This window comes from Methylobacterium sp. J-088 (genome assembly GCF_022829295.1).
Lineage (GTDB): Bacteria > Pseudomonadota > Alphaproteobacteria > Rhizobiales > Beijerinckiaceae > Methylobacterium.
The window spans coordinates 40,908-62,765 of the sequence record NZ_JAKSYH010000032.1 but is presented as its reverse complement, the minus strand read 5'-3'; the positions used below and the strand labels follow the sequence as shown (position 1 = coordinate 62,765).

General features: G+C 69.4%; 21 protein-coding genes and 1 pseudogene. 17 read left to right on the top strand and 5 right to left on the bottom strand.

From position 1 onward, the window contains the following. Window positions 1–29: 29 nt before the first annotated feature. From MKK63_RS02920 to MKK63_RS02880, 9 genes and pseudogenes are all read left to right on the top strand, one after another. A complete protein-coding gene (locus MKK63_RS02920; protein WP_243998560.1) occupies window positions 30–1,763 on the top strand; it encodes an ArnT family glycosyltransferase in 1,734 nt (577 codons plus the stop codon). Then, complete coding sequence (locus MKK63_RS02915; RefSeq protein ID WP_243998558.1) at window positions 1,760–2,527, top strand: glycosyltransferase; 768 nt, start codon at window positions 1,760–1,762, stop codon at window positions 2,525–2,527. The genes MKK63_RS02920 and MKK63_RS02915 overlap by 4 nt, the downstream gene beginning before the upstream one ends. Continuing rightward, window positions 2,521–2,853 carry a lipid-A-disaccharide synthase N-terminal domain-containing protein gene (locus MKK63_RS02910; protein WP_243998556.1) on the top strand — a complete coding sequence of 111 codons (333 nt, stop codon included), beginning with the start codon at window positions 2,521–2,523 and terminating at the stop codon, window positions 2,851–2,853. Before MKK63_RS02915 ends, MKK63_RS02910 begins: the two co-directional genes overlap by 7 nt. Beyond that, complete coding sequence (locus MKK63_RS02905; protein WP_243998554.1) at window positions 2,850–3,452, top strand: pyridoxamine 5'-phosphate oxidase family protein; 603 nt, start codon at window positions 2,850–2,852, stop codon at window positions 3,450–3,452. The genes MKK63_RS02910 and MKK63_RS02905 overlap by 4 nt, the downstream gene beginning before the upstream one ends. Window positions 3,453–3,900: 448 nt before the next feature. Continuing rightward, a pseudogene (locus MKK63_RS02900) lies at window positions 3,901–5,493 on the top strand (methyl-accepting chemotaxis protein). 108 nt (window positions 5,494–5,601) lie between these two features. Beyond that, window positions 5,602–6,498 (top strand): EamA family transporter RarD, encoded by an 897-nt coding sequence (gene rarD / locus MKK63_RS02895; protein WP_243998552.1) that lies wholly within the window; start codon window positions 5,602–5,604, stop codon window positions 6,496–6,498. A 50-nt stretch (window positions 6,499–6,548) separates the two neighbouring features. Continuing rightward, window positions 6,549–8,936, top strand: coding sequence for a response regulator (locus MKK63_RS02890; protein ID WP_243998550.1), 2,388 nt, complete (start codon window positions 6,549–6,551; stop codon window positions 8,934–8,936). After that, window positions 8,933–9,214 carry a hypothetical protein gene (locus tag MKK63_RS02885; RefSeq protein WP_243998548.1) on the top strand — a complete coding sequence of 94 codons (282 nt, stop codon included), beginning with the start codon at window positions 8,933–8,935 and terminating at the stop codon, window positions 9,212–9,214. The genes MKK63_RS02890 and MKK63_RS02885 overlap by 4 nt, the downstream gene beginning before the upstream one ends. 272 nt (window positions 9,215–9,486) lie before the next feature. Next, a complete protein-coding gene (locus tag MKK63_RS02880) occupies window positions 9,487–9,825 on the top strand; it encodes a hypothetical protein (RefSeq protein ID WP_243998546.1) in 339 nt (112 codons plus the stop codon). 25 nt (window positions 9,826–9,850) lie between these two features. On the opposite strand, the gene MKK63_RS02875 is transcribed toward MKK63_RS02880, so the two are convergent. Then, on the bottom strand, window positions 9,851–10,876 hold the full coding sequence (locus MKK63_RS02875; protein ID WP_243998544.1) for a P1 family peptidase: 1,026 nt from the start codon (window positions 10,874–10,876) through the stop codon (window positions 9,851–9,853). Window positions 10,877–10,985: 109 nt separating this feature from the next. On the opposite strand from MKK63_RS02875, the gene MKK63_RS02870 reads away from it, so the two are divergent. Continuing rightward, on the top strand, window positions 10,986–11,852 hold the full coding sequence (locus MKK63_RS02870; protein WP_243998541.1) for an NAD(P)-dependent oxidoreductase: 867 nt from the start codon (window positions 10,986–10,988) through the stop codon (window positions 11,850–11,852). A 22-nt stretch (window positions 11,853–11,874) separates the two neighbouring features. On the opposite strand, the gene MKK63_RS02865 is transcribed toward MKK63_RS02870, so the two are convergent. Beyond that, window positions 11,875–12,732: a S49 family peptidase gene (locus tag MKK63_RS02865; RefSeq protein ID WP_243998539.1), complete on the bottom strand. Its 858-nt coding sequence runs from the start codon at window positions 12,730–12,732 to the stop codon at window positions 11,875–11,877. Window positions 12,733–12,947: 215 nt separating this feature from the next. On the opposite strand from MKK63_RS02865, the gene MKK63_RS02860 reads away from it, so the two are divergent. The 6 genes from MKK63_RS02860 to MKK63_RS02835 all read left to right on the top strand — a co-directional run bounded on the left by MKK63_RS02860 (window position 12,948) and on the right by MKK63_RS02835 (window position 18,742). Beyond that, window positions 12,948–13,268: a hypothetical protein gene (locus MKK63_RS02860; protein ID WP_243998537.1), complete on the top strand. Its 321-nt coding sequence runs from the start codon at window positions 12,948–12,950 to the stop codon at window positions 13,266–13,268. Between the two features lie 563 nt (window positions 13,269–13,831). Next, a complete protein-coding gene (gene gyrA / locus MKK63_RS02855) occupies window positions 13,832–16,564 on the top strand; it encodes a DNA gyrase subunit A (protein ID WP_243998535.1) in 2,733 nt (910 codons plus the stop codon). Window positions 16,565–16,613: 49 nt separating this feature from the next. Then, window positions 16,614–17,117, top strand: coding sequence for a pantetheine-phosphate adenylyltransferase (coaD, locus tag MKK63_RS02850; RefSeq protein WP_243998533.1), 504 nt, complete (start codon window positions 16,614–16,616; stop codon window positions 17,115–17,117). 32 nt (window positions 17,118–17,149) lie between these two features. Continuing rightward, on the top strand, window positions 17,150–17,698 hold the full coding sequence (locus tag MKK63_RS02845) for a peptidylprolyl isomerase (RefSeq protein ID WP_243918564.1): 549 nt from the start codon (window positions 17,150–17,152) through the stop codon (window positions 17,696–17,698). Between the two features lie 7 nt (window positions 17,699–17,705). Further along, complete coding sequence (locus MKK63_RS02840) at window positions 17,706–18,203, top strand: hypothetical protein (protein WP_243998530.1); 498 nt, start codon at window positions 17,706–17,708, stop codon at window positions 18,201–18,203. Window positions 18,204–18,280: 77 nt separating this feature from the next. After that, a complete protein-coding gene (locus tag MKK63_RS02835; RefSeq protein ID WP_243998528.1) occupies window positions 18,281–18,742 on the top strand; it encodes a peptidylprolyl isomerase in 462 nt (153 codons plus the stop codon). A gap of 165 nt (window positions 18,743–18,907) precedes the next feature. Here MKK63_RS02835 and mobA read toward each other — a convergent pair whose 3' ends face one another. From mobA to MKK63_RS02820, 3 genes are all read right to left on the bottom strand, one after another. Continuing rightward, window positions 18,908–19,501, bottom strand: a complete 594-nt coding sequence (mobA, locus tag MKK63_RS02830; RefSeq protein WP_313901740.1) for a molybdenum cofactor guanylyltransferase MobA — start codon at window positions 19,499–19,501, stop codon at window positions 18,908–18,910. Window positions 19,502–19,505: 4 nt separating this feature from the next. Next, window positions 19,506–20,654 carry an iron-sulfur cluster carrier protein ApbC gene (gene apbC, locus MKK63_RS02825; protein ID WP_243998526.1) on the bottom strand — a complete coding sequence of 383 codons (1,149 nt, stop codon included), beginning with the start codon at window positions 20,652–20,654 and terminating at the stop codon, window positions 19,506–19,508. A 176-nt stretch (window positions 20,655–20,830) separates the two neighbouring features. Then, on the bottom strand, window positions 20,831–21,118 hold the full coding sequence (locus MKK63_RS02820) for a hypothetical protein (protein WP_243998525.1): 288 nt from the start codon (window positions 21,116–21,118) through the stop codon (window positions 20,831–20,833). 144 nt (window positions 21,119–21,262) lie between these two features. Between MKK63_RS02820 and MKK63_RS02815 the strand changes: the two genes are divergently transcribed. Further along, window positions 21,263–21,766 carry a pyridoxamine 5'-phosphate oxidase family protein gene (locus MKK63_RS02815; protein ID WP_243918555.1) on the top strand — a complete coding sequence of 168 codons (504 nt, stop codon included), beginning with the start codon at window positions 21,263–21,265 and terminating at the stop codon, window positions 21,764–21,766. The last annotated feature ends 92 nt before the right edge of the window (window positions 21,767–21,858 follow it).

Below are 21,858 nucleotides of genomic sequence, written 5' to 3'. Positions count from 1 at the left end.
CCCGCGCGATCCTGATTGACCGGCCCGGCATGACCACGAGCCTCTCCGCCGGCGGCACCGCGCGCCTCGCACCCGCCGATCGGATCGGCCGCGGGCTCGACACGCTGAGCCTGACCCACGCCCGCGCCGTCGCCGCCCTGCTGGCGCTGTGCTGCATCCTGTTCCTGCCGGGCCAGATTTCGCTGCAGCCGATGGACCGGGATGAGCCGCGCTTCGCCCAGGCGTCGAAGCAGATGCTGGAGACCGGCGATCTCGTGAACATCCGCTTCCAGGGAGAGGCGCGCAACAAGAAACCGGTGGGGATCTACTGGGCCCAGGCCGCCGCGGTGGCGGCCGGCGAGGCCCTCGGCGTGCCGGATGCCCGCACGCAGATCGCCCTCTACCGCATTCCCTCGCTGATCGGTGCCGCCGCCTCGGTGCTGCTCGCCTACTGGGCCGGGCTCGCCTTCCTGCCGCGTCGCGCTGCACTGCTCGCCGCCGCCCTCTATGGCGCCTGCCTGATGCTCAACGCCGAGGCGCACCTCGCCAAGACCGACGCGCTGCTCGCGGCCTGCGCCACGGCGAGCCTCGGCGGGCTGGCCCGGACGTGGCTGGCGGCGCGCGCGGGCCGGTTACCGTCCGGTCCGGTCTTCGCGGCGTTCTGGCTCGGGATGGCTTTGGGCATCCTCGTGAAGGGCCCGATGGTGCCGCTGTTCGTCGCCCTGCCGGCGCTCGGATTGTCGGTCGTGGCGCGCTCCGGGCGCTGGCTGCTGCCCCTGCGGCCGCTGCCGGGCCTCGCCCTGACCCTGGCCGTGGTCGCCCCCTGGTTCGCCGCCATCGCGTGGAAGAGCGGCAGCGCCTTCTACGCCGAGGCGATCGGGCACGACATGCTCGGCAAGGTCGGCGGCGCGGCCGAGCGACACTGGGGACCGCCCGGGGCCTACACGCTCGCGTTCTTCGCGACCTTCTGGCCCGGTGCCGCCTTCGCCGCCATGAGCCTGCCCTTCGCGTGGCGGGCGCGGCGCGAGCCCGCCATCGCCTTCCTGATTGCCGCTGTGCTGCCCGCGTGGCTGATCTTCGAGGCGGTGCCGACCAAGCTGCCCCACTACGTCCTGCCGCTGATGCCCTGGCTGGCGATCCTCACCGTACTGGCGCTGTCCCGGGGGGCGCTGGATCCACGGTTGCGCGGCGCCCGCCTGACCGCGCTGCTGGCGCCGGCGATCCCCGTGGCGCTGACCATCGGCCTGTGCATCGTCGGCTGGCGCCTCGACAGCCACACGATCCCCTGGCCGGCGCTGCCCCTGCTCGCCGCCGCCTGCGCGGTGGCGGGCCTCGCCTGGCTGGCCTTCGCGCGAGGCCCGGTCGCGGGATCCGCCGAGCGCGCCCTGGTGCTCGGGGTGCTCGCCTCGTGCCTCCTCGGACCGGCGGTGCTGGGGGTGGCGCAGCGTTCGCTGCCGGCCCTCAAGGTCTCGTCGCGTCTCGCCGCCCTGCGCGACCGGATGCCCTGCGCCGCTCCGCAGGTCGCCAGCCTCGGCTACCGGGAGCCGAGTCTCGTGTTCCTGATCGGCACCGGGCTCGCCCTGCCGCCGGACGGGTCGGCGGCGCGGGACTTCCTAAAGGCCGGTGGTTGCCGGCTGCTGTTCGTCGAGGCCCGGGACCGCGACGACTTCAACGCCGCCTGGCCGGTGGGCGATGGGGCGCCCGCACCGATGGCCGAGGTCGAGGGCTTCAACCTCAACACCGGCCGGCGGGTGTTCGTGACGGCCTACGGGGTGGCACCGTGAGCGAGTTCCCCCGTCTCAGCGTCGTCGTGCCGATGCGCAACGAGGCCGGCAACGTCGCGCCACTGGTGGCCGAGATCGAGGCTGCCTGCGTGGGCCTCGCCTTCGAGTTGATCTGCGTCGATGACGGCTCCACCGATGCCACCCCGGCGGCGCTGGCGACGGCGCGGGCAGGGCGACCCTGGTTCCGGGTGCTGCGCCATACAAGGGGCGGCGGTCAGTCCGCTGCCGTCCGCAGCGGCGTCCTGGCGGCGCGCGGCGAGACCGTCGCGACCCTCGACGGCGACGGCCAGAACGATCCGGCCTTCATCCCGATCCTGCTCGAAGCCCTCGATGCGGCCGGTCCCGGAACCGGGCTCGCCCAGGGCCAGCGGCGCGGGCGCAAGGACGGGCCGTTCAAGATGCTCCAATCGCGGATCGCCAACGGCGTGCGTGGGCGCATCCTGAAGGATTCCACCCGCGATACCGGCTGCGGCCTCAAGGTCTTTCGCCGCGCCGTCTATCTGCGGCTGCCCTATTTCGACGCCCTGCACCGGTTCATGCCGGCGCTCGTGGCCCGGGAAGGCTTTGCCGTGGTCCACCGCGACGTGGTCGACCGGCCGCGGCTGACGGGAGTCTCGAATTACGGGCTGTTCGACCGCCTCTGGGTCGGGCTGCTCGATCTGGCGGGCGTCTGGTGGCTGATCCGGCGCAAGCGCGCCGACCCGCACCCGGAAGAAATCGCCGCGCCCGCCGGGACGCCGGCAGACCAGGACGTCGGATGCTGATCCAGCTCGCCCACGATCTGCCGGACTATTTCTACGACGTGTTCGTCACCCGGATGGATTTCTGGCTGGTGTTCGGCATCGTCGCCCAGGTGGTGTTCGGCTCGCGCTTCATCCTGCAATGGATCGCCAGCGAGCGGGCAGGGCGGAGCGTGATGCCGCTGTCGTTCTGGTTCCTGTCGATCCTCGGCGGGCTGATGACCCTGGTCTACGGCTTCGTCCGGCGCGAACCGGTGATCATCATCGGCCAGAGCCTGTCCACCGGCATCTATCTGCGAAACCTCGCTTTGATTTTCCGCGAGCGGCAGCGAAAACGGGGCGCGGCATGACCCGCCCGCCGCTGCCGGCGTTCTACGACGACCGTGATGCCAGCTTCGCCGAACTCTGGCGGCTCCTCGCCGAGGGCGCCGCTTTGGGGCGCAGCGGGTTCCACCTGCCGGCGCTGGCGACGCTCGGCCCGGATGGCGCGCCGCGGCTGCGCACCGTGGTGCTGCGCGAAGCCGATCCGGAGACCGGCACCCTCCGGTTCCACTGCGATCGCCGGTCCGACAAGGCAGCCGAGATCGCCGTGAACCCCGCCTGCGCGCTCATGGCGTACGATGTGGCGGCCAAGACCCAGATCCGCGTGGAGGGGCATGCCACCCTCCACACCGACGATGCCGTGGCGGAGGCGGCCTGGACCGGATCGCGGGCGATGAGCCGGGTCTGCTACGGGGCCGAGCCCGGACCCGGGACCACACTGCCGGCGGGGGACGCCTACACGATGCCGGACGAGACCGCCGCCGCTACGGTCGGCCGGCCGCATTTCGCCGCCGTGCTGCTTCGGGCCGAGCGGCTGGAGTTCCTCTACCTCGACCGCCGCGGCCATCGCCGGGCGGCGTGGAGCAGAAACGAATCCAGCTGGTGCGGGACGTGGCTCGCGCCCTGACTGGACCACACGCTCCGGTAGATCGCACGAAGCCCGCGCCCCGATCGTAGCCTCGTCCAGCGGCACCCGATTCGCGAGGGCATCGTCGCGTGGGCGAGCGCGATCCGCGCATCGATCAGCGTGTCGGCAAAAGCAGATCGCGCGGTGGTCAGATGTGGTGTTTCGCACGACTTTCGCGAAACCAGATCCATGACTAAAAATTGTACGAATTGATCTTTCTGCATCGCTGAATAGAGATCCCATCGAGACTGTCCCGCTTTCGATCCAACGCCTATCAAGGCGCAGAATTGTTATCGACTTCTTTAATGTGCGGGATATAAGCATAGACTTTCTCGGAGACTTGGCCGTGAATCGTTTGCTTAGAAATTATATATCACTGAAGATTGCATTCGCCTTCGCCTTCATCGCCGCGAATTCATTCGATTATTTGTATTATATTTCAAAGCGGATGGTCGCTGCCGACGCGACCTACAGCACCTATCTCGGCCGCGATGCCACCGCCGCCACGATGGCGGCGCGCCTCGGCCGCACTGTCTATCAGATGAGCTACGTGGCCTTCCGCGCCCTCGGCGAGGCCGATCCGGACGAGTCCGACCGGATTGGCGCGGCCTTCGAGTCGCTTCCGGGTGAGGCCGGCAAGCTCACTGACGGCGTGCGCCGAAACGCGCCGGCGGCCTTCCACGACCGGACCGAACGGATCGCCGAGCTGCTCGATACCTACGCCAAGTTCACCGGCGAGATGTGCGCCATGGTCAAGAAGGGCATGAGCGCCCAGGCGCTGACCCTCGCCCACAAGAAGGTTGATCCTCTGCAGACGACATTGTTCGCTGAACTCGACGCCTTCACGAACGATCTGGGAGCCGCGATCGAGACGGGCTCGGCGACGCTCAGCTCCGACATCCGGTCGACCCTGCTCTGGGTAATCGGCCTGTCGGCGGCCGGCATTGCGGTCAGCATTCTGGTCGGCTTGATGGTGACGAATCTCGGCGTCACGCGTCCGCTCGGCCGTCTGACGGCTGCCCTGCAGGCCATGTCGGAGGGGGAGCTGAGCACGGAGGTTCCGGAGGCCCGGCGCGGGGACGAGATCGGCGCCATCGGCAAAGCCGTGGAAGGCATCAAGGCCCTGGTCTCCCACAAGGCGGCCGAGCAGGCGGAGACCAAGCGGGTGACCGACGCGGCGGCCGCCGCCGATCGCAGCCGGACGCTGCTGACCTTCGCCGACGGCTTCGAGGCGACGGTCGGCCGGATCATCGGCCTTGTCTCGGCCTCGGTCGCCACCCTGCAGGCCACCGCCCGGACCATGACCGACACCGCCGCGCGGACCGCCGATCGCTCGACCCATGTGGCGGCCGCCGCCGAGGAGGCCGCCGCCAACGTCAACACGGTGGCGAGCGCGGCCGAGGAGCTGGGCTCCTCGGTGCTGGAGATCGGGCGGCAGGTCAGCGGCTCCGCCGCGCTCGCCCAGAACGCCGTCGCGGAGGCCGATCGGACCGCAGCCCTGGTGCAGGACCTCAGCACCGCCGCCGGCAAAGTCGGCGCCGTGGTCGAGCTGATCGCCGCCATCGCGAGCCAGACCAACCTGCTGGCGCTCAACGCCACGATCGAGGCGGCCCGCGCCGGCGAGGCGGGACGCGGCTTCGCCGTCGTGGCGGGCGAGGTCAAGGAACTCGCCGCCCAGGCGGCCCGGGCGACGGGGGAGATCTCGGAGTAGATCGGCCAGATCCAGGGGGCGACCGGACAGGCGGTCTCGGTCATCGCCACGATAACGGCGCGGATCCGCGAGATCGACGCGGTGGCCACCTCGATCGCGGCCGCGGTCGAGCAGCAGGGGGCGGCCACGCAGGAGATCGTGCGCAACGTCACCCAGGCCGCCACCGGCACCAGCGAAGTCACCAGCAACATGGCGGGCGTCGCCGAGGCCTCGGAGGCGACCGGTGCGGCGGCCCATCAGGTTCTCGCGGCCACGTCCGCGCTGGCGCGCCAGTCGGAGGATCTCGGCGACGAGGTCCGGCGCTTCCTCGCCACGATCCGGGCGGCGTGACGCCACCTCCCTGATGGCAGCCCTGCATCCGTCCCACTGACGCCGTCCCCCCACCCGGGTTAAAGCCCCGACATCCGGCCCCTCGACCGGGTCGCCCGGGAGAACACCGTGGGCCTCGTCTACGCGCTCGCCGCTTATCTGAGCTGGGGCCTGGTGGTCCCCATCCACTTCCGGTTGCTCGGGGCCTACAGCCCGAACCACATCCTGGCCGAGCGCATCGTCTGGTCGAGCCTGTTCGCCGGCACCCTGGCCCTGATCCTGGCGGCGCGCCACCGCCTCATCCTGCCGCTGCCCCTGCGCCCGCGCCACGCCCTGCTTCTGCTCTCGGCCGCGATGATCGGCGTGAACTGGTTGATCTACCTCTACGCGGTCAGCAGCGGGCATCTGCTCGACGCGAGCCTCGGCTACTACATCAACCCGCTGGTCAGCGTGGCGCTCGCGCGCGTGGTGCTCGGCGAGCGCCTGCGGCCGATGCAGGCGGCAGCCGTCGCGGTCGCGGCAGCCGGCGTCGGGGTCGCAGTGATCTGGGCGGGCGAGCTGCCGCTCATGTCCCTGTCGCTGGCGGTGTCCTTCGCGCTCTACGGGCTCGTCCGGAAGATCGTCGGGGTCGACGCGTTGGTCGGCTTCCTGGTCGAGACCCTGCTGCTCCTGCCGGCGGCGGTCGTGTGGCTCGTCCTCACGCCCGAGCCGTTCCTGCCTGCGGAGTCCGCAGGCCGCGCGCTCCTGATGCTGACGGGGCTCACAACCGCCCTGCCGCTGATCTGGTTCGCCGCCGCGGCGGTGCGGCTGCGCCTCACCACCCTCGGCCTGCTGCAATACGTCACCCCGACCTGCCTCCTCGGCCTCAGCGTGTTAGCCTACGGCGAGCGCGTGGAGCCGCACCGCGCCCTGATGCTGGCCCTGATCTGGGTGGCACTCGTCCTCTACACGATCGATGCCCTCCGGGGCCGGCGCAATCCAGTCTCCGCGCCAGTGCGGTCGGATCCGGACGCGATGCGTGTATAAGGCATACCGGTACGGGCCCTTCGGGGCGGATGAGGGATGATGCGCAGCCGATGAGCGAAAGAGAGGGCGGCGCCGAGGCCGTCACGGATGCCGATTACCGGATCCTCGCCGAGACGCTGCCGCAGCTCGCCTGGATCGCCGAGGCCGACGGCACGATCATCTGGTACAATCAGCGCTGGTACGACTATACCGGCACTTCGCTTGAGGAGATGCGCGGCTGGGGCTGGCGGTCCGTCCACCACCCCGATCACGAGGCCGCGGTGACGGAGCGCTATCAGGCCGCGATCGCCCTCGGCGGCGTATGGGAAGACACCTTCCCCCTGCGGGGCCAGGACGGGATCTACCGCTGGTTCCTGTCGAAGGCCCGGCCTCATTGCGACGCATCCGGGCGGGTCCTGCGCTGGTACGGGACCAACACCGACATCTCCGGCCGCCGCGCCATCGAGGAGCGCCTGCGCCATTCGGAGCAACGCTTCCGCGCGCTGGTGGACGCCTCCGCGGCCGTGATCTGGAACACCAACGCCGCAGGCGAGCTGATTCCGCCGCAGGTCCGCTGGAGCATCTACACCGGGCAGACCGAGGAGGCCTACCAGGGCTGGGGCTGGCTCGATGCGGTCCATCCCGACGACCGCGGCCACGCCGCGGATACCTGGGCGGCCTGCGTGGAGGCCCGCGCGACCTACGAGGTCGAGTACCGCCTGCGCCGTCACGACGGCATCTGGCGGACCATGGAGGTGCGCGGCGTCCCGGTGCTCGCCGAGGACGGCTCGTTGCGGGAATGGGTCGGCACCTGCATCGACGTCACCGAACGTAAGGAAGCCGAGGAGGCGGTGGAGCGCGCGCGCCAAGCCGCTGAGGCCGCCAACCTCGCCAAGAGCCAGTTCATCGCCAACATGAGCCATGAACTGCGCACGCCGCTCTCGGCGGTGATCGGCTATTCCGAGATGCTCGGCGAGGAACTGGAGGATATCGGCCAAGCTGCCCTCCTGCCGGACCTGCGCAAGATCGAGGCGGCGGCCCGCCACCTGCTGTCGTTGATCAACGACGTACTTGACATCTCGAAGATCGAGGCCGGCCGCATGACCGCCTCGGCCGAGACCTTCGCGGTCGCGGATCTGCTCCAGGACGTCACTGATTCCACCGGCTCCCTGGTGGAGAAGAAGGGCAACCGCTTCGTTCTGGATGCGGGCGCGGGGGCGGGGGCCGAACTCGGCTCGATGCACCAGGACCAGACCAAGATCCGCCAGTGCCTGCTGAACCTGATCGGCAACGCGGCCAAGTTCACCGAGCAGGGAACCATCACCCTCACGGTGCGCCGTCACATTGAGGACGGGGCCGACTGGCTGTCCTTCGCGATCGCCGATACCGGTATCGGCATGAGCGAGGAGCAGATCGGGCGCCTGTTCGAGCGCTTCGTGCAGGCCGATGAATCGACCACCCGCCAGTTCGGCGGCACCGGCCTGGGGCTCAGCATCACCCGCGCCTTCTGCCGGACGATGGGCGGCGATATCGCCGTCACCAGCAACCCGGGCGCGGGCTCGACCTTCACGATCCGCCTGCCCGCGACGCTCGCCCCCGAGGACGCGCCGCTCGCCGAGGCCGAGGCCCACGCGATCGAACCGCACGAGCAGCACGAGACGGTCCTGCTGGTCGACGACGACCCGGCCGCCCGGGAACTCCTCCAGCGCTTTCTGGAACGCGAGGGCTTCCATGTCCGCAGCGCCAACGATGGCCGCGCCGGCCTGACGCTGGCGCGGGCCCTGAAGCCCCGGGCGATCCTGCTCGATGTCGAGATGCCGCGCATGGACGGCTGGGCGGTTCTGCACGCGGTGCGCAACGACCCCGACCTCGCCGGCACGCCGGTCATCATGACCTCGGTGGTGGCCGAGCAGGGCCTCGGCCAAGCGCTCGGCGCCACCGACTACTTCGTCAAACCGATCAACTGGGACAGGCTCAAGGGCCTGATGGAGCGCTACCGGCCCGCGGCGCCGGACGAGGCCCGTATCCTCGTGGTCGACGACGACGCGGATGCCCGCGAACGCCTGCGCCGGTCGCTCGGTCGCGAGGGCTGGACCGTCGACGAGGCGGAGAACGGCCGGATCGCCCTGGAGCGGTTCAGCCAGGCACGGCCGAGCCTGATCCTGCTCGATCTGATGATGCCCGAGATGGACGGGTTCGGCTTCCTGCGGGCTTTGCGCACCCGGCCCGACGGCGACGTGCCGGTGGTGGTGCTCACGGCCAAGGAGATCACCCATGCCGAGAAGGAGAGCCTGACCCGGCAGGCCGACCGGGTGATCGCCAAGGGCTCCATGAGTCTCGCCGAGATCGGCCGGCAACTGCGGGTGCTCTACGCGCGTTCGGCGAACGAGCCGGTGCCGGGACAACTCCAGGGACTGATCGCGCGGCTCGCCGAGCAGGAGACGGGGGACAGGCCATGAGCGATGCAGGTATCGATGCCGACAAGGCGGTGGCGATCCGCCTGCGGGCGCGGCTGGCGGTGGTGGAACGGGCGGCGTGGTTCGGCATGGTCCACGCCATGAAGACGCGCCCCGCCGAGACCGAGGCCTACATCGCCTCCGAGCGGGCGCGCTGCGCGGAGGGTTTTGGCGGCACCACCTGGGCGAAGGATCTGACCGACGCGGAGCGGAAGATGCTGGCGGATGAGGTCGATGCCGGGCTGGCGCAGCTGATCGAGGATGCGCGGGGGGAGATTTAGGCGCCGTCTTTGCGAGCGGAGCGAAGCAATCCCGTGGCGCGCCACGTCCTCCGAGGTTGCGCAGCCCTGGGTCACTTCGCTCCGCTCGTGATAACGGGGCGGGCGGTGTCAGTCGACGAAGGCAAACAGGAGCCGTATCCCCAAGCGAGCGAAGCCCGCATGCGGCCGCGAGATCGCGCTCACGCCGGTCAAGCGTACGACATCATGGACACGGCCAAGATCTTCCGGGAAGCTTGCCAATTCTCGATGGCGATTCGGAACGGTGCGAGCCCATGTCGGATGAGCCGATCCTCCCCGTCAACTTCACGATTTCTCCGGCAGCCTGGGACGAGATCGAGCGCATACGACAGTTCTGGGATAGCCAATTCGACGACAAAGCCGATGTCCCCGTGATCAGCTGGGGCAGAACGATCTTGAACGACGGACGATCCTGGAGCCACGTCGTCGTGAGTTTCTTCAGTGTCTCCGAACGGCAAAGAATCGCACACGGCATCCAGATACTCTTGGGCCGCGAAATTGTGTTCAACACGGTGCCGGAGTTCTACGAAAAATTCGCGGGCAAGGTGATCCGATTCGAGCCGGAGAAATGGTTCTTCCTGGCGTCGAACTGAAAATGCCCGCGCGCTGCCGCCGAGTCTAACTCGAGCGAAACACATCGCCCCAAGCCGGCGGCAAGCCCGTCCAGACCAGCGGCGCCGCCACCGCCTGACCCGGCAAACGCGTGGCGGAAAACACCCCCCGCGCCACGGCCCGGGCCAACACCCGCGCGGCGGCATCGCCCAAACGCGCCAACGCCACCACCGGATCGGCGAGCGGCACGGCGCCGGTGGCCACGGCGAAGACCAGATCGCCGTCGAGGGGCGTATGCGCCGGCACGAGGGCCCGGGCGAGGCCGTCCTGAGCCGCCACCGCGAGGCGGCGGCATTGCGCCTTGGTCAGCGCCGCGTCGGTCGCCACCACGGCGAGCGTCGTGGCGGCGCCCGGCAGCGCCCGGGCCGGGAAGGCGAGGGCGTCAGCCAGTACCTGGGCCGGGGAGCCGAGACCGCCGAACTCGGCCCTTTCCTCGAAGGGCGCGGCCCAGAAATGCGGCCCGTCGCCGATCGTCGCGTTGCCGAAGGCGTTCACCGCCACGAGCGCACCGACCCGAAAACCCGTGCCGGCCACCAGCGCGGAGGCCGAGCCGATCCCGCCCTTCAGGCGCCCGGTGCGTGCGCCGGTCCCGGCCCCGACGGAGCCCAGATCGAAAGCCTTGGCGGCCGCCGCGGCGGCGGCGAAACCCAGCTCGCGATAGGGCGGGTAGCGGCCCCACTCCTTGTCGCCGCCGTTGAGCAGGTCGAACAGGATCGCCCCGGGCACGATCGGCACCCGCATTCCGCCGACCGGGAAGCCGCGCCCGGCCTCGGCAAGCCACGCCGTCACGCCCGCCGCCGCGTCGAGCCCGAAGGCCGAGCCGCCGGACAGGACCAGAGCGTCGATCCGCTCCACGGTGCGTTCGGGATCGAGCAGATCGGTCTCGCGGGTGCCGGGCCCGCCGCCACGCACATCGACCGAGGCGACCACCGGGGCATCGAACAGGATCGCGGTGACGCCGCTGGCGATGCGCAGATCGCTCGCGTGGCCGACCCGCAGGCCGGGGATGTCGGTGATGCGATTCTGCAGCATGGCGCGAGCTTGCCACGCCTGGGGATCGCGGCAAATCCGTTTGGTGCCGTTGACCGCCGATTGGGGTTTCCCAGGTGGGCGGGTGGCAGACGGAAGCGAGGAGCACGCCATGGACGTCGGATTCATCGGGATGGGACGGATGGGCCGGGGCATGGCCGCCAGCCTCGCGCGGGCCGGGCACACGGTTCGCGCCTGGAACCGCTCGCCGGACTCTGCCCAGGGCATCGCGGGCGTCACGCCGGTGGGCAGCGCCGCGGAGGCCTTCGCGGGCGAGGCCGTCATCACCATGCTGGCCGACGACGCGGCCCTCGAAGCCGTGATCGTGGCCGGTGGCCTGCTCGACCGGCCGGAGCGGCCGGGCGTGCATATCGGCATGAGCACGATCTCGGTGGCCCTGGCGAAGCAACTTGCGGCCGTACACGAGCGGGCGGGTGTCCCCTATGTCTCGGCGCCAGTCTTCGGCCGGCCGGACGTGGCGGAGGCCGGCAACCTCAACATCGTGGCGGCCGGCGCGGCGGAGCAGATCGACCGCGCGGGCCCGCTCCTCGACGCCATGGGCGCCAGGACCTGGCGGTTCGGCGACGACCCGGTGCGGGCGAACGCCGTGAAGCTCGCCGGCAACTTCATGCTGATCTCGGCCATCGAGGCCATGGGCGAGGCCTGCACCCTGACCGAAGGGCACGGGGTCGCGGGCGCCGACTTCCTCGACCTGATGACCAGCACCCTGTTCGCCTCGCCGGTCTATAAGGGCTACGGTGCCTCGATCGCCCAGAACCGCTACGAGCCGCCGGGCTTCATCCTCAAGCTCGGCGCCAAGGACGTGCGGCTGGCCCTTCAGGCCGCCGAGGGCGCGGGCGTACCGATGCCCTTCGCCAGCGTCCTGCGCGACGGCCTGATCGAGGCGATCAGCCACGGCGACGGCGACAAGGATCTTGCGGCGCTCGCCCGCGTCTCGTCCCGGCGCGCCGGGCGGTAGCGGCGCCCCGAAGGGCCCCGTCTCAGAGCCCGAACCGAGCGAAGGCCGCGCGTTCCTCGACGGCGGCCATCGCGCCCTCGGCCAGCGCGATCCCGCCCGGTGCGCCGCCCCGGCGCAGCAGGCGGGATAGGAACCCGCCCCGGGCCTCAGCGACGAGCCGGAGATCCACCTTCTCTCCGAAGCGGGCGCGCATCACCGTACGCACGTCGCCCAGCGCATCGACGAGGCCGAGCGGCAGCGCCTGCCGGCCGGTCCAGACCGCGCCGGTGAACAGGTTTTCGCCCTTCGACAGGGTCGGGCGCCGGGCCGTGACGAGGCTCGTGAACAGATCCTGCACGTCGGCCTGGATCCGCTTCAGCCGCTCCACATCCGCAGGGTCCTCGGGGCGGAACGGGTCGAGCATCGACTTGGCTTCGCCCTGGGTGTGGACCCGGCGCTCGACGCCGAGCTTCTCCAAGAGGTTATGGAAGCCGAACCCCGCCGAGACCACGCCGATCGAGCCGACGATCGAGGTCGGGTCGGCGACGATCTCATCGGCCGCGCAGGCGATCATGTAACCGCCGGACGCCGCGACATCCTCCACGAAAGCGATCACCGGCAGGCTTTTTTCCTCGGCCAGCGCCCGGATCCGGCGGTGGATCAAGTGCGATTGCGCGGGGGATCCGCCGGGCGAGTTGATCACCAGCGCCACCGCCTTGACCCCGGGCATCCCGAAGGCCCGCTCCAGGCTGCCGGCCACGCCGCCGATCGAGAGACCCGGGCGGAGCGGCGAGACCGCCCCGATCGTCCCCGAGAGCCGAACCACGGCGACCCGCGGGCGGCGGTCCCGGAAGCGGCGCGGAAGGAAGGCGCGGACGGAATCGGACAACGCGAACGCCATGGGGATCTTACGCGGCTCACTGGAGATGCGGGCCGGAACGGCCCGGATGGATCTAACGGAAACTGGGCGTTCCTTAACCTCAAGCAAGGGTGGTGCGTCTGCGCAGCTACGCGGACCGAACCGTTTGCCGACCTTGGCCGTTCCTGCCGTCGGTGCGGTTGTCGCGCCGGTCCGGATCCGCAGGCTCGTCCGGGCGCCAACACGGGAGAGAAACGATGCGACCCTGGCCTATCCTGGTCCTCCTGGCCGCGCTGATCGGCGGCTTGGCAGGCGCGCCCGCCCGCGCGGCGCCCCTTCCGGTTCCGGCGACCGCCGAGGCTGCGGCGCCCGCCCCGGCAATCCAGCTCGCCCGGTGGCACTACCGGCGTCATCACTGGCGGCGCCACTGGCATCACCGCCGCCACCAGTGGCACCGGCGTCACCACTGGCATCGGCACTACGGGCACCGTCGCCACTACGGGTACCGCCATCACGGCTACCGGCACCACGCCTTCCGCGGGCGTGCGGTGGGTCACCGCCACCTGACGTTCTACTAGCGCGCTCTCCGCCGAAGTGGACCCCGGTTCGGCGTAAGAGAGCGGGCCAAAACAAGGGCTTAGAGCCGTACCCGATCGCAACGCGAACGGTACACGACAGCGACGCCACCATCGCGGAATGAGGCGCGGGTCCCCTCTCCCGTGCGGGAGAGGTCTGCTTTCGCAGAAAGCCGGGTGAGGGACGTGCGGCTTCCGGAAGAGACGCACCCTGTCGGCGCCTTGAAGGTGCGTTCGATCCTGAACCTTCTCGACCCTCACCCCAACCCTCTCCCGCACGGGAGAGGGGGCCTGTCGCGCTTGCCGACCCAGGCGGCAGACAAGTGTCGTGTACCGTGCGCAACGCGATCGGGTACGGCTCTAAGCGACCCGGTTTGCGGCACGGCCCCAACCGGCCGGGCCGCAGCATCCTGGGACCCCCCGCCTGCGCGCTTGCGGGCGGCCTCGGAAAACCTTATTTAACCGTCTGATATCACTGCTCTTCCGAGAGGACGTTCCGGCGCATCGCGCGCCATCCGGGAGCGGCCGAGAGCATCGCCCATCCGGGCTTCAGAACGGAAACCGACTTGGCCGAGAACGATCCGACTGGCGCAGCCCCGCCCGCCAGCGACATCCGCCCCGTCTCCATCACCGACGAGATGCGCCGCTCCTACCTCGATTACGCGATGAGCGTGATCGTGAGCCGGGCGCTTCCCGACGCGCGCGACGGCCTGAAGCCGGTGCATCGGCGCATCCTCTACTCCGCCTTCGAATCCGGGCACCTGCCCGAGCGGAAATACGTGAAGTCGGCGCGCATCGTCGGCGACGTGATCGGTCTCTACCACCCGCACGGCGACCAATCGATCTACGACGCCTTGGTACGGATGGCGCAGGACTTCTCCATGCGCCTGATGCTCATCGACGGGCAGGGCAATTTCGGCTCGGTGGACGGCGATCCGCCGGCTGCCATGCGCTACACCGAATCGCGGCTGGCCAAGCCCGCCACGGCGCTGCTCGCCGACATCGACAAGAACACCGTCGACTTCCAGCCGAACTACGACGAATCACGCGAGGAGCCGAAGGTCCTTCCGGCCCGTTTCCCGAACCTGCTGGCCAACGGCGCCGGCGGCATCGCGGTCGGCATGGCGACCAACATCCCGCCGCACAATCTGGGCGAGCTGATCGACGCCTGCGTGGCGCTGATCGACGATCCGGGGCTGACCATCGAGCAGCTCACCGAGATCGTCCCCGGCCCGGACTTCCCGACCGGTGGCCGGATCCTCGGCCGCGCCGGCACCCGGCAGGCCTACGCGACCGGGCGCGGCTCGGTGATCATGCGCGCAAAGTCGCATGTCGAGGAGCTGCGCAAGGAGCGCGAGGCGCTGATCTTCACCGAGATCCCGTATCAGGTGAACAAGGCGACGCTGGTCGAGAAGATCGCCGAGCTGGTCAAGGAGAAGCGCGTCGAGGGCATCTCGGACCTGCGCGACGAATCCGACCGGACCGGCATGCGCATCGTCGTCGAGATCAAGCGCGACGCCATGGCCGACGTGGTGCTGAACCAGCTCTACCGGTTCACGCCGCTGCAATCCTCGTTCGGCTGCAACATGGTGGCGCTGAACGGCGGCCGCCCCGAACTGATGAACCTGAAGGACCTGCTTGAGGCCTTCGTGGATTTCCGCGAGGAGGTCGTCTCCCGCCGGACCAAGTTCCTCCTCGGCAAGGCCCGCGAGCGCGCCCACGTCTTGTGCGGCCTCGCCATAGCGGTGGCCAATATCGACGAGGTGATCCGCCTGATCCGGACCTCGCCGGACCCGAACACGGCTCGCGAGGCCCTGATGGGCCGCGACTGGCCGGCCCACGACATCGCGCCGCTGATCGCGCTCGTCGACGACCCGCGCCACCGGGTCGCCGAGGACGGGACCTATCGCCTGTCCGAGACCCAGGCCCGCGCCATCCTCGACCTGCGCCTGCAGCGCCTCACGGCTCTGGGCCGCGACGAGGTCGGCGACGAGTTGAAGACGCTTGCCGACGAGATCGCCGATTACCTCGATATCCTGCGCTCGCGGGTGCGCATCCAGACCATCGTGAAGCAGGAGCTGATCGAGGTCCGCGAGCAATTCGCCACCCCGCGCCGGACCGAGATCGTCGACTTCGACGGCAGCGTCGAGGACGAGGATCTGATCGCCCGCGAGGACATGGTGGTGACCGTGTCGCATGCCGGCTACGTGAAGCGCGTGCCGCTCTCGACCTACCGGGCTCAGCGCCGCGGCGGCAAGGGCCGCTCCGGCATGGCGACCCGCGACGAGGATTTCGTCACCCGCCTGTTCGTGGCCAACACCCACACGCCGGTGCTGTTCTTCTCGAGCCAGGGCCAGGCCTACAAGGAGAAGGTCTGGCGCCTGCCGATGGCCGCCCCGAACGCCCGCGGCAAGGCGCTGGTCAACATCCTGCAATTGCAGGATACCTCCGAGCGCATCACCACGATCATGCCGCTGCCGGAGGACGAGGCCTCCTGGGAGACGCTCGACGTGATGTTCGCGACCGCGAGCGGCAATGTCCGGCGCAACAAGCTGTCGGACTTCACCACGGTGAACCGCAACGGCAAGATCGCCATGAAGCTCGATCCGGGCGACCACATCGTCCATGTCGAGATCTGCCGTCCGGACCAGAACGTGCTGCTCACCACCGCCAAGGGCCAGTGCATCCGCTTCCCCGTGGAGGATGTGCGCGTGTTCAAGGGCCGCGATTCGACCGGCGTGCGCGGCATCCTCCTCGCCCCGGACGACCGCGTCATCTCGATGACGATCCTCAACGCCTTCGACGCCACGGCGGAGGAGCGGACCGGCTACCTGAAGATGCGCCGTGCCGTCACTGGCGAGGCTGAGGACGGCGTTGAGATCGAGGCCGAGGACGGTGCCGAGGCCGCCGCGATTTCGCAGGAGCGCTACGCCGAAATGGGGGGCGCCGAGCAATACGTGCTCACCCTGTCGGAGCGGGGCTTCGGCAAGCGCTCGTCGTCGTTCGAGTACCGGACCTCGGGCCGCGGCGGCAAGGGCATCACGGCGATGCGGGTCAACGAGCGCAACGGCAACCTCATCGGCTCCTTCCCGGTGGAGGCCTCGGACCAGATCATGCTGGTCACCGATGGCGGCCAGTTGATCCGCGTGCCGGTGGACGACATCCGCATCGTCGGCCGCGCCTCGCAGGGCGTCACGGTGTTCAACACCGCCAAGGATGAGAAGGTCGTCTCGGTCGAGCATATCGAGGGCGAGGACGAGGACGCCGAAGCCGGCGTCGAGGGCGGCGAGGAGGCGTAAGCCGCCGCCCGGTTCCGTCCGGGGCGAAAATGCTCTAGGTCGGGTCGCAATGACCCGCACTGCCCTCTACGCCGGCTCGTTCGATCCGGTAACGAACGGCCATCTCGACGTGGTCCGCCAAGCCTGCCGGCTGGTGGACCGCCTCGTGATCGCCATCGGCGTGCATCCCGGGAAGGCGCCGCTCTTCTCTGCCGAGGAGCGAGCGGCGCTCCTCACCGAGACCTGCGGGCCGGTGGCCCAGGCTGAGGGCGCGACGCTGGAGATCGTCACCTTCAACGACCTCGCGGTCTCGGCCGCCCGGCGCTGCGCCGCCGCGATCTTCATCCGCGGCCTGCGGGACGGCACCGATCTCGATTACGAGATGCAGCTCGCCGGCATGAACGGCGCCATGGCGCCGGAGGTGCAGACCGTGTTCCTGCCCGCCTCGATCCAGGCGCGCCCGATCACCGCGACGCTGGTGCGCCAGATCGCGGGCATGGGCGGGGATGTCGCGCCCTTCGTGCCCGCGCCCGTGGCGGAGCGCCTCCGGCAGCGCTTCGCCGCCCATTCCTGAGACTCGCAATTCCTGACCCCGGAAGGACTCCGATGAACCGACGCCACGCACTCCTCGCGCTCGCCCTCACGCTTGGTACCGCCAACGCGGCCTGGGCCGCGGATGCCAACACGGTCTATCTCCAAACCAAGGATGGCCGCATCACCATCGAGCTGCGTCCGGATCTGGCGCCCAAGCACGTCAAGCAGATCAAGACACTCGTGGGGCAGGGCTTCTACAACGGCCTGAAGTTCCACCGGGTCATCGACGGCTTCATGGCACAGACCGGCGATCCGAAGGGCAACGGCACCGGCGGCTCCAGCCTGCCCAACATCCCGGCGGAGTTCTCGCAGTCGGCACAGTTCCGCCGGGGCACGGTGGGCATGGCCCGCTCGCAGGATCCGAACTCGGCCAACTCCCAGTTCTTCATCTGCCTCGCCGACGCGCCGAACCTGAACGGCCAGTACACGATCGTCGGCAATGTCACCGATGGACTCGACGTGCTCGACAAGATCAAGCGTGCATCCCCCGGTTCGCCCGGCGGCACCGTGCAGGATCCCGACAAGATCGTGAGCATGACGCTCGCCGAGAAGGCCAAGTAGCGGCCGCATGCCGGGCTGGCGCGCCGCCGCAATCCTCGTGCTGAGCTTGGGTCCGGCAGCCGCCGCGACCTATGAGGGCAGCCCGTTCTACGGCTATGCCTTCGAGCCCGGCGGCCGCTATCCCTTGAGCCTGCCGCAGACGCTGCGGGCCACGATCGCGGTGCCGGTCTCGCGGATGGCGACGAAGCCCGCCAATACTTTGGCGGAGCTGTACCCGGCGCTCGCCGCCTGCTGGCAGGTGCCGGCGGAACTCGGGGCGCCGAGCGCGGGAGCGGACGACATCGAAATCACCCTGCGGCTGTCGCTGCGCCGCGACGGCAGCCTGCTTGGGCCGCCGCGCGTGACTTACGCGGCTGGAGTCTCGGGTTCGCAGCGGAACACCCTGGTGCGCGGAACCCTCGACGCCCTGGCGCGCTGCATCCCCGTCCACATCACGGCCGGCCTCGGCAGCGCCATTGCAGGCCGCCCGGTGGCGCTCCGCTTCGTCTACCGCCCGCCGGCCTGAACGGCGGCGATACCATCACGGGCGCTGGCCGGATCCGGCAGGCGCCGATACAATTCCCCCAACCGGAAGGATGAAACATGGCCGACAACGAAACCATCGTGCTTGAGACCACCAAGGGTCGCGTCGTGATCGCGCTGCGCCCTGACCTCGCCCCGGGCCACGTCGAGCGCATCAAGACGCTGGCGGGGCAGGGCTTCTACGACGGCGTGCCGTTCCACCGGGTGATCGACGGGTTCATGGCCCAGACCGGCGACCCGACCGGCACCGGCTCGGGCGGTTCGGACCTGCCGGACCTGAAGGCCGAGTTCAACGCCGAGCCGCACACGCGCGGCACCTGCTCCATGGCGCGGACCAACTTCCCGCACTCGGCGAACTCGCAGTTCTTCATCTGCTTCGACGACGCCCGCTTCCTCGACAAGCAGTACACCGTATGGGGCAAGGTCGTGGAAGGCATGGACGTGGTCGACACGATCAACAAGGGCGAGCCGCCGCGCTCCCCGGACAAGATCGTGAAAGCGACCGTCAGCGAAGCGGCCTGAGGCCGGACTGAAACTTCGCGTGCCGCGACTGCTCTCGGTTGAGGGCACCGCGGCTCGCCGTCTTTGCGAGCGGAGCAAAACACCCGGCCAGCGCGACGATTTCCGATGTCGCGGTGGCCTGGGTCATTGCGCTTCGTTCGTGATGACGGCGGAACCGTTTCAGCCTCAGTCGAGCGCTTCGGCCGCCGCCAGATCCGCCGGCGTGTTGACGTTGAGAAACGGATCCACCGGCGCGACCGGCCAGGATGCCACTGCCGCCCCGTGAAGCGCGATGAAGGCGCCGACCCGCCGCTCTCCGCGTACAAGATAATTCCCAAGTGCATTGCGCAGGGCCGTCGGCCAGAGCGCGATCGTGTAGTGCTGGCGCTCGCCGGAGGCTGCGAGCGCGATGACGGTCTCGGAGGCCGCCGCGCGCAGACGCGCCACCAGATCTTCCGGCAGGAACGGCGCATCGCCCGAGACGCTGACGACCTGCTCGATGCCCTGCGCGGCAGCGTGCTCCAGCCCCGCGAGGATGCCAGCCAGCGGTCCCGGCTGACCCGGCAGCGGATCCGGCAGGATCGGCCCCGGAAACCCGGGAAACCGCGCCGGGTCGCCGTTGGCGCTGAGCGCCAGCCCGGCCTCGCATTGCGGCCCGAGCCGTTCGACCACCCGCTCCAGCAACGTCCGGCCGCCGAGGCGGAGCAGCGGCTTGTCGCCGCCGCCCATCCGGCGCGCCTGCCCGCCGGCCAGGATCAGGCCGAGAACGGGCGGCGCCACGGGCTTACTCGAACACGATCTTGGGCGCCGTCCGCCCGGCCGGCGCGCTGGACAGGTTCGCCCAGAGCTGGGCGGCGATGTCCCGATAGATCTTGGCGTGCGGCCCCTCGGGATCCGTCGCCACCACGGGTTGACCGGAATCCGAGGTCTCGCGGATGGTCATGTCGAGCGGCACCTCGCCGAGGAACGGTACGCCGAGGCGCTGCGCCTCGATCCGCGCACCGCCATGGCCGAAGATGTGCGAGGCGTGGCCGCAATTCGGGCAGACGAAGGTCGCCATGTTCTCGATCACGCCGAGGATCGGCACCGCGACCTTCTTGAACATGGTCACGCCGCGACGCGCGTCGATCAGCGCGAGATCCTGCGGCGTCGAGACGATCACGGCGCCCGAAAGCGGCGTCGCCTGCGCCATGGTGAGCTGCGCGTCGCCGGTGCCGGGCGGCATGTCGACCAGCAGCACGTCGAGTTCGCCCCAGAGGACATCGCGCAGCATTTGGGTGATGGCGGACTGCACCATCGGGCCACGCCAGATCATGGCGGTCTCAGGCTCGATCAGGAAGCCGATCGACATGACCTTGAGGCCGTAGCCGACCATCGGCTCCATGGCCTTGTTGTCGACGACATTGGGCTTGCCCGAAAGGCCGAACAGTTTTGGCACCGACGGGCCGTAGATGTCGGCATCGAGCAGCCCGACCTTCAGCCCCTGGGCCTGGAGCGCCAGGGCGAGGTTGCAGGCCGTGGTGGACTTGCCGACGCCGCCCTTGCCGGAGGCGACCGCCACGATGTGGCGCACGCCCGCGATCTGCGGGCCCTGGTTCGGCGGCGCGCCGGGTCGTGGCGGCGCCACCGGCGGCGGCGTCACGGGGCGCGGAGCGGCGCTGCTCTGGGCCGGATGGCTCTGGCTCCGCTCCGACGTGAGGCTCGCGAACACGCCCGAGACGCCCGGCATTTGCAGGACCCGACCCTCTGCTTTCTGCCGCACCGGCTCGAACCGGTCGGCCTCGCTGGGATCGACCAGGATCGAAAACATCACGCGGCTGTTCGGATCGACCACGACCTGTGAGAGCCGCCCCGAGCCGGGCAGGGTGGTGCCGGCAGCATCGACGGTGACGTCGGCGAGCGCCTTCAGCACGTCGTCGCGGGTGATCGCCAAAATCGTTCTCCACCGGGGCAAGTCAGGTATGCCAGAGCATGTAACCAAGCGCGCCCAGAACACCAGACCCCGGATCTGCAATTGCCAGCCGCGCGGGAAGCCTGCGTCCCTGTGCCGGTCCCGACCCCTTGAGCAGCCTCAAGCAGCCGCAGCATGGAGACCCGCCGTGTCGTCTTCTATCGTGGCCGCGCGATCAGATTGCATTCCTGCATCGGCCCGCGCACCACGGTCCCGTCGCCACGCCAGTAGACGCCGTTGTGGACGTATCGGCAGCCGAGGGGGCCACGCAGCCGCCTCACGCGCTCGATATGGACGCTTCCGGCGCGCCGGTTGGAGAAATCGTGCCCGCCGATAGACACGCCCGGGCCGAACCGGACCTCGGCAGCCGCCGGAGGGACCGGAAGGGCGAGAGCGCCTACGGCCAGCAGCACGGCGACCGGCCGCCTCACCCATGGCTGCGTCATCCGAACCTCCGTCTACGCTCATGCAAGCTGAACCAACGGAAGATTGATCCGTTGTCGGGGCACCCTTCCGGCGGGGACCCCTCCGGCGCACCTCCGCGCGCCTCTGGAATCACCGCCTGAACCGACGATCAGGAGAACGAGTTCATGCATCAGGGCAATCACCGCGACCACGAGGGCGCGAAGAAGCTGTTCGAGCTCATCAAGGATGTAAAAATCGCCATGATGACGACCGTCGATTCGGACGGTACGCTCAACAGTCGCCCGATGTGGAACAACGACGTCGACGAGAACGGCGACCTGTGGTTCTTCACCAAGCTGCACTCGCCCAAGACCGCTGAGATCAGCAAGGACAACCAGATCAACCTCGCCTATTCCGACCCGTCGAGCCAGAACTACGTCTCGGTGGCCGGCAAGGCCGAGATCGTCCGCGACCAGTCGATCATCGACGCGAAGTGGAATGAGAGCCTGAAGACCTGGTTCCCCAACGGCAAGGACGATCCGGAGGTCGCGCTGATCCGGGTCCACCCTGAGAAGGGCGAGTACTGGGACAGCCCGAACAGCACGATGCTGCACCTCTACGGGTACGTGAAGGCTTCGCTCACCGGCGAGAGTCCGAAGACCGAGACCAAGAAGGTCGATCTGGCCTGAGTCTCCCCTTTCAGAACGCTGTACGTCCGCGGGCGGCCTTCATCGGGGGCCGCCCGTCTTCTTGACGGGGCCGGGCCCGGCATGCGCTCTGC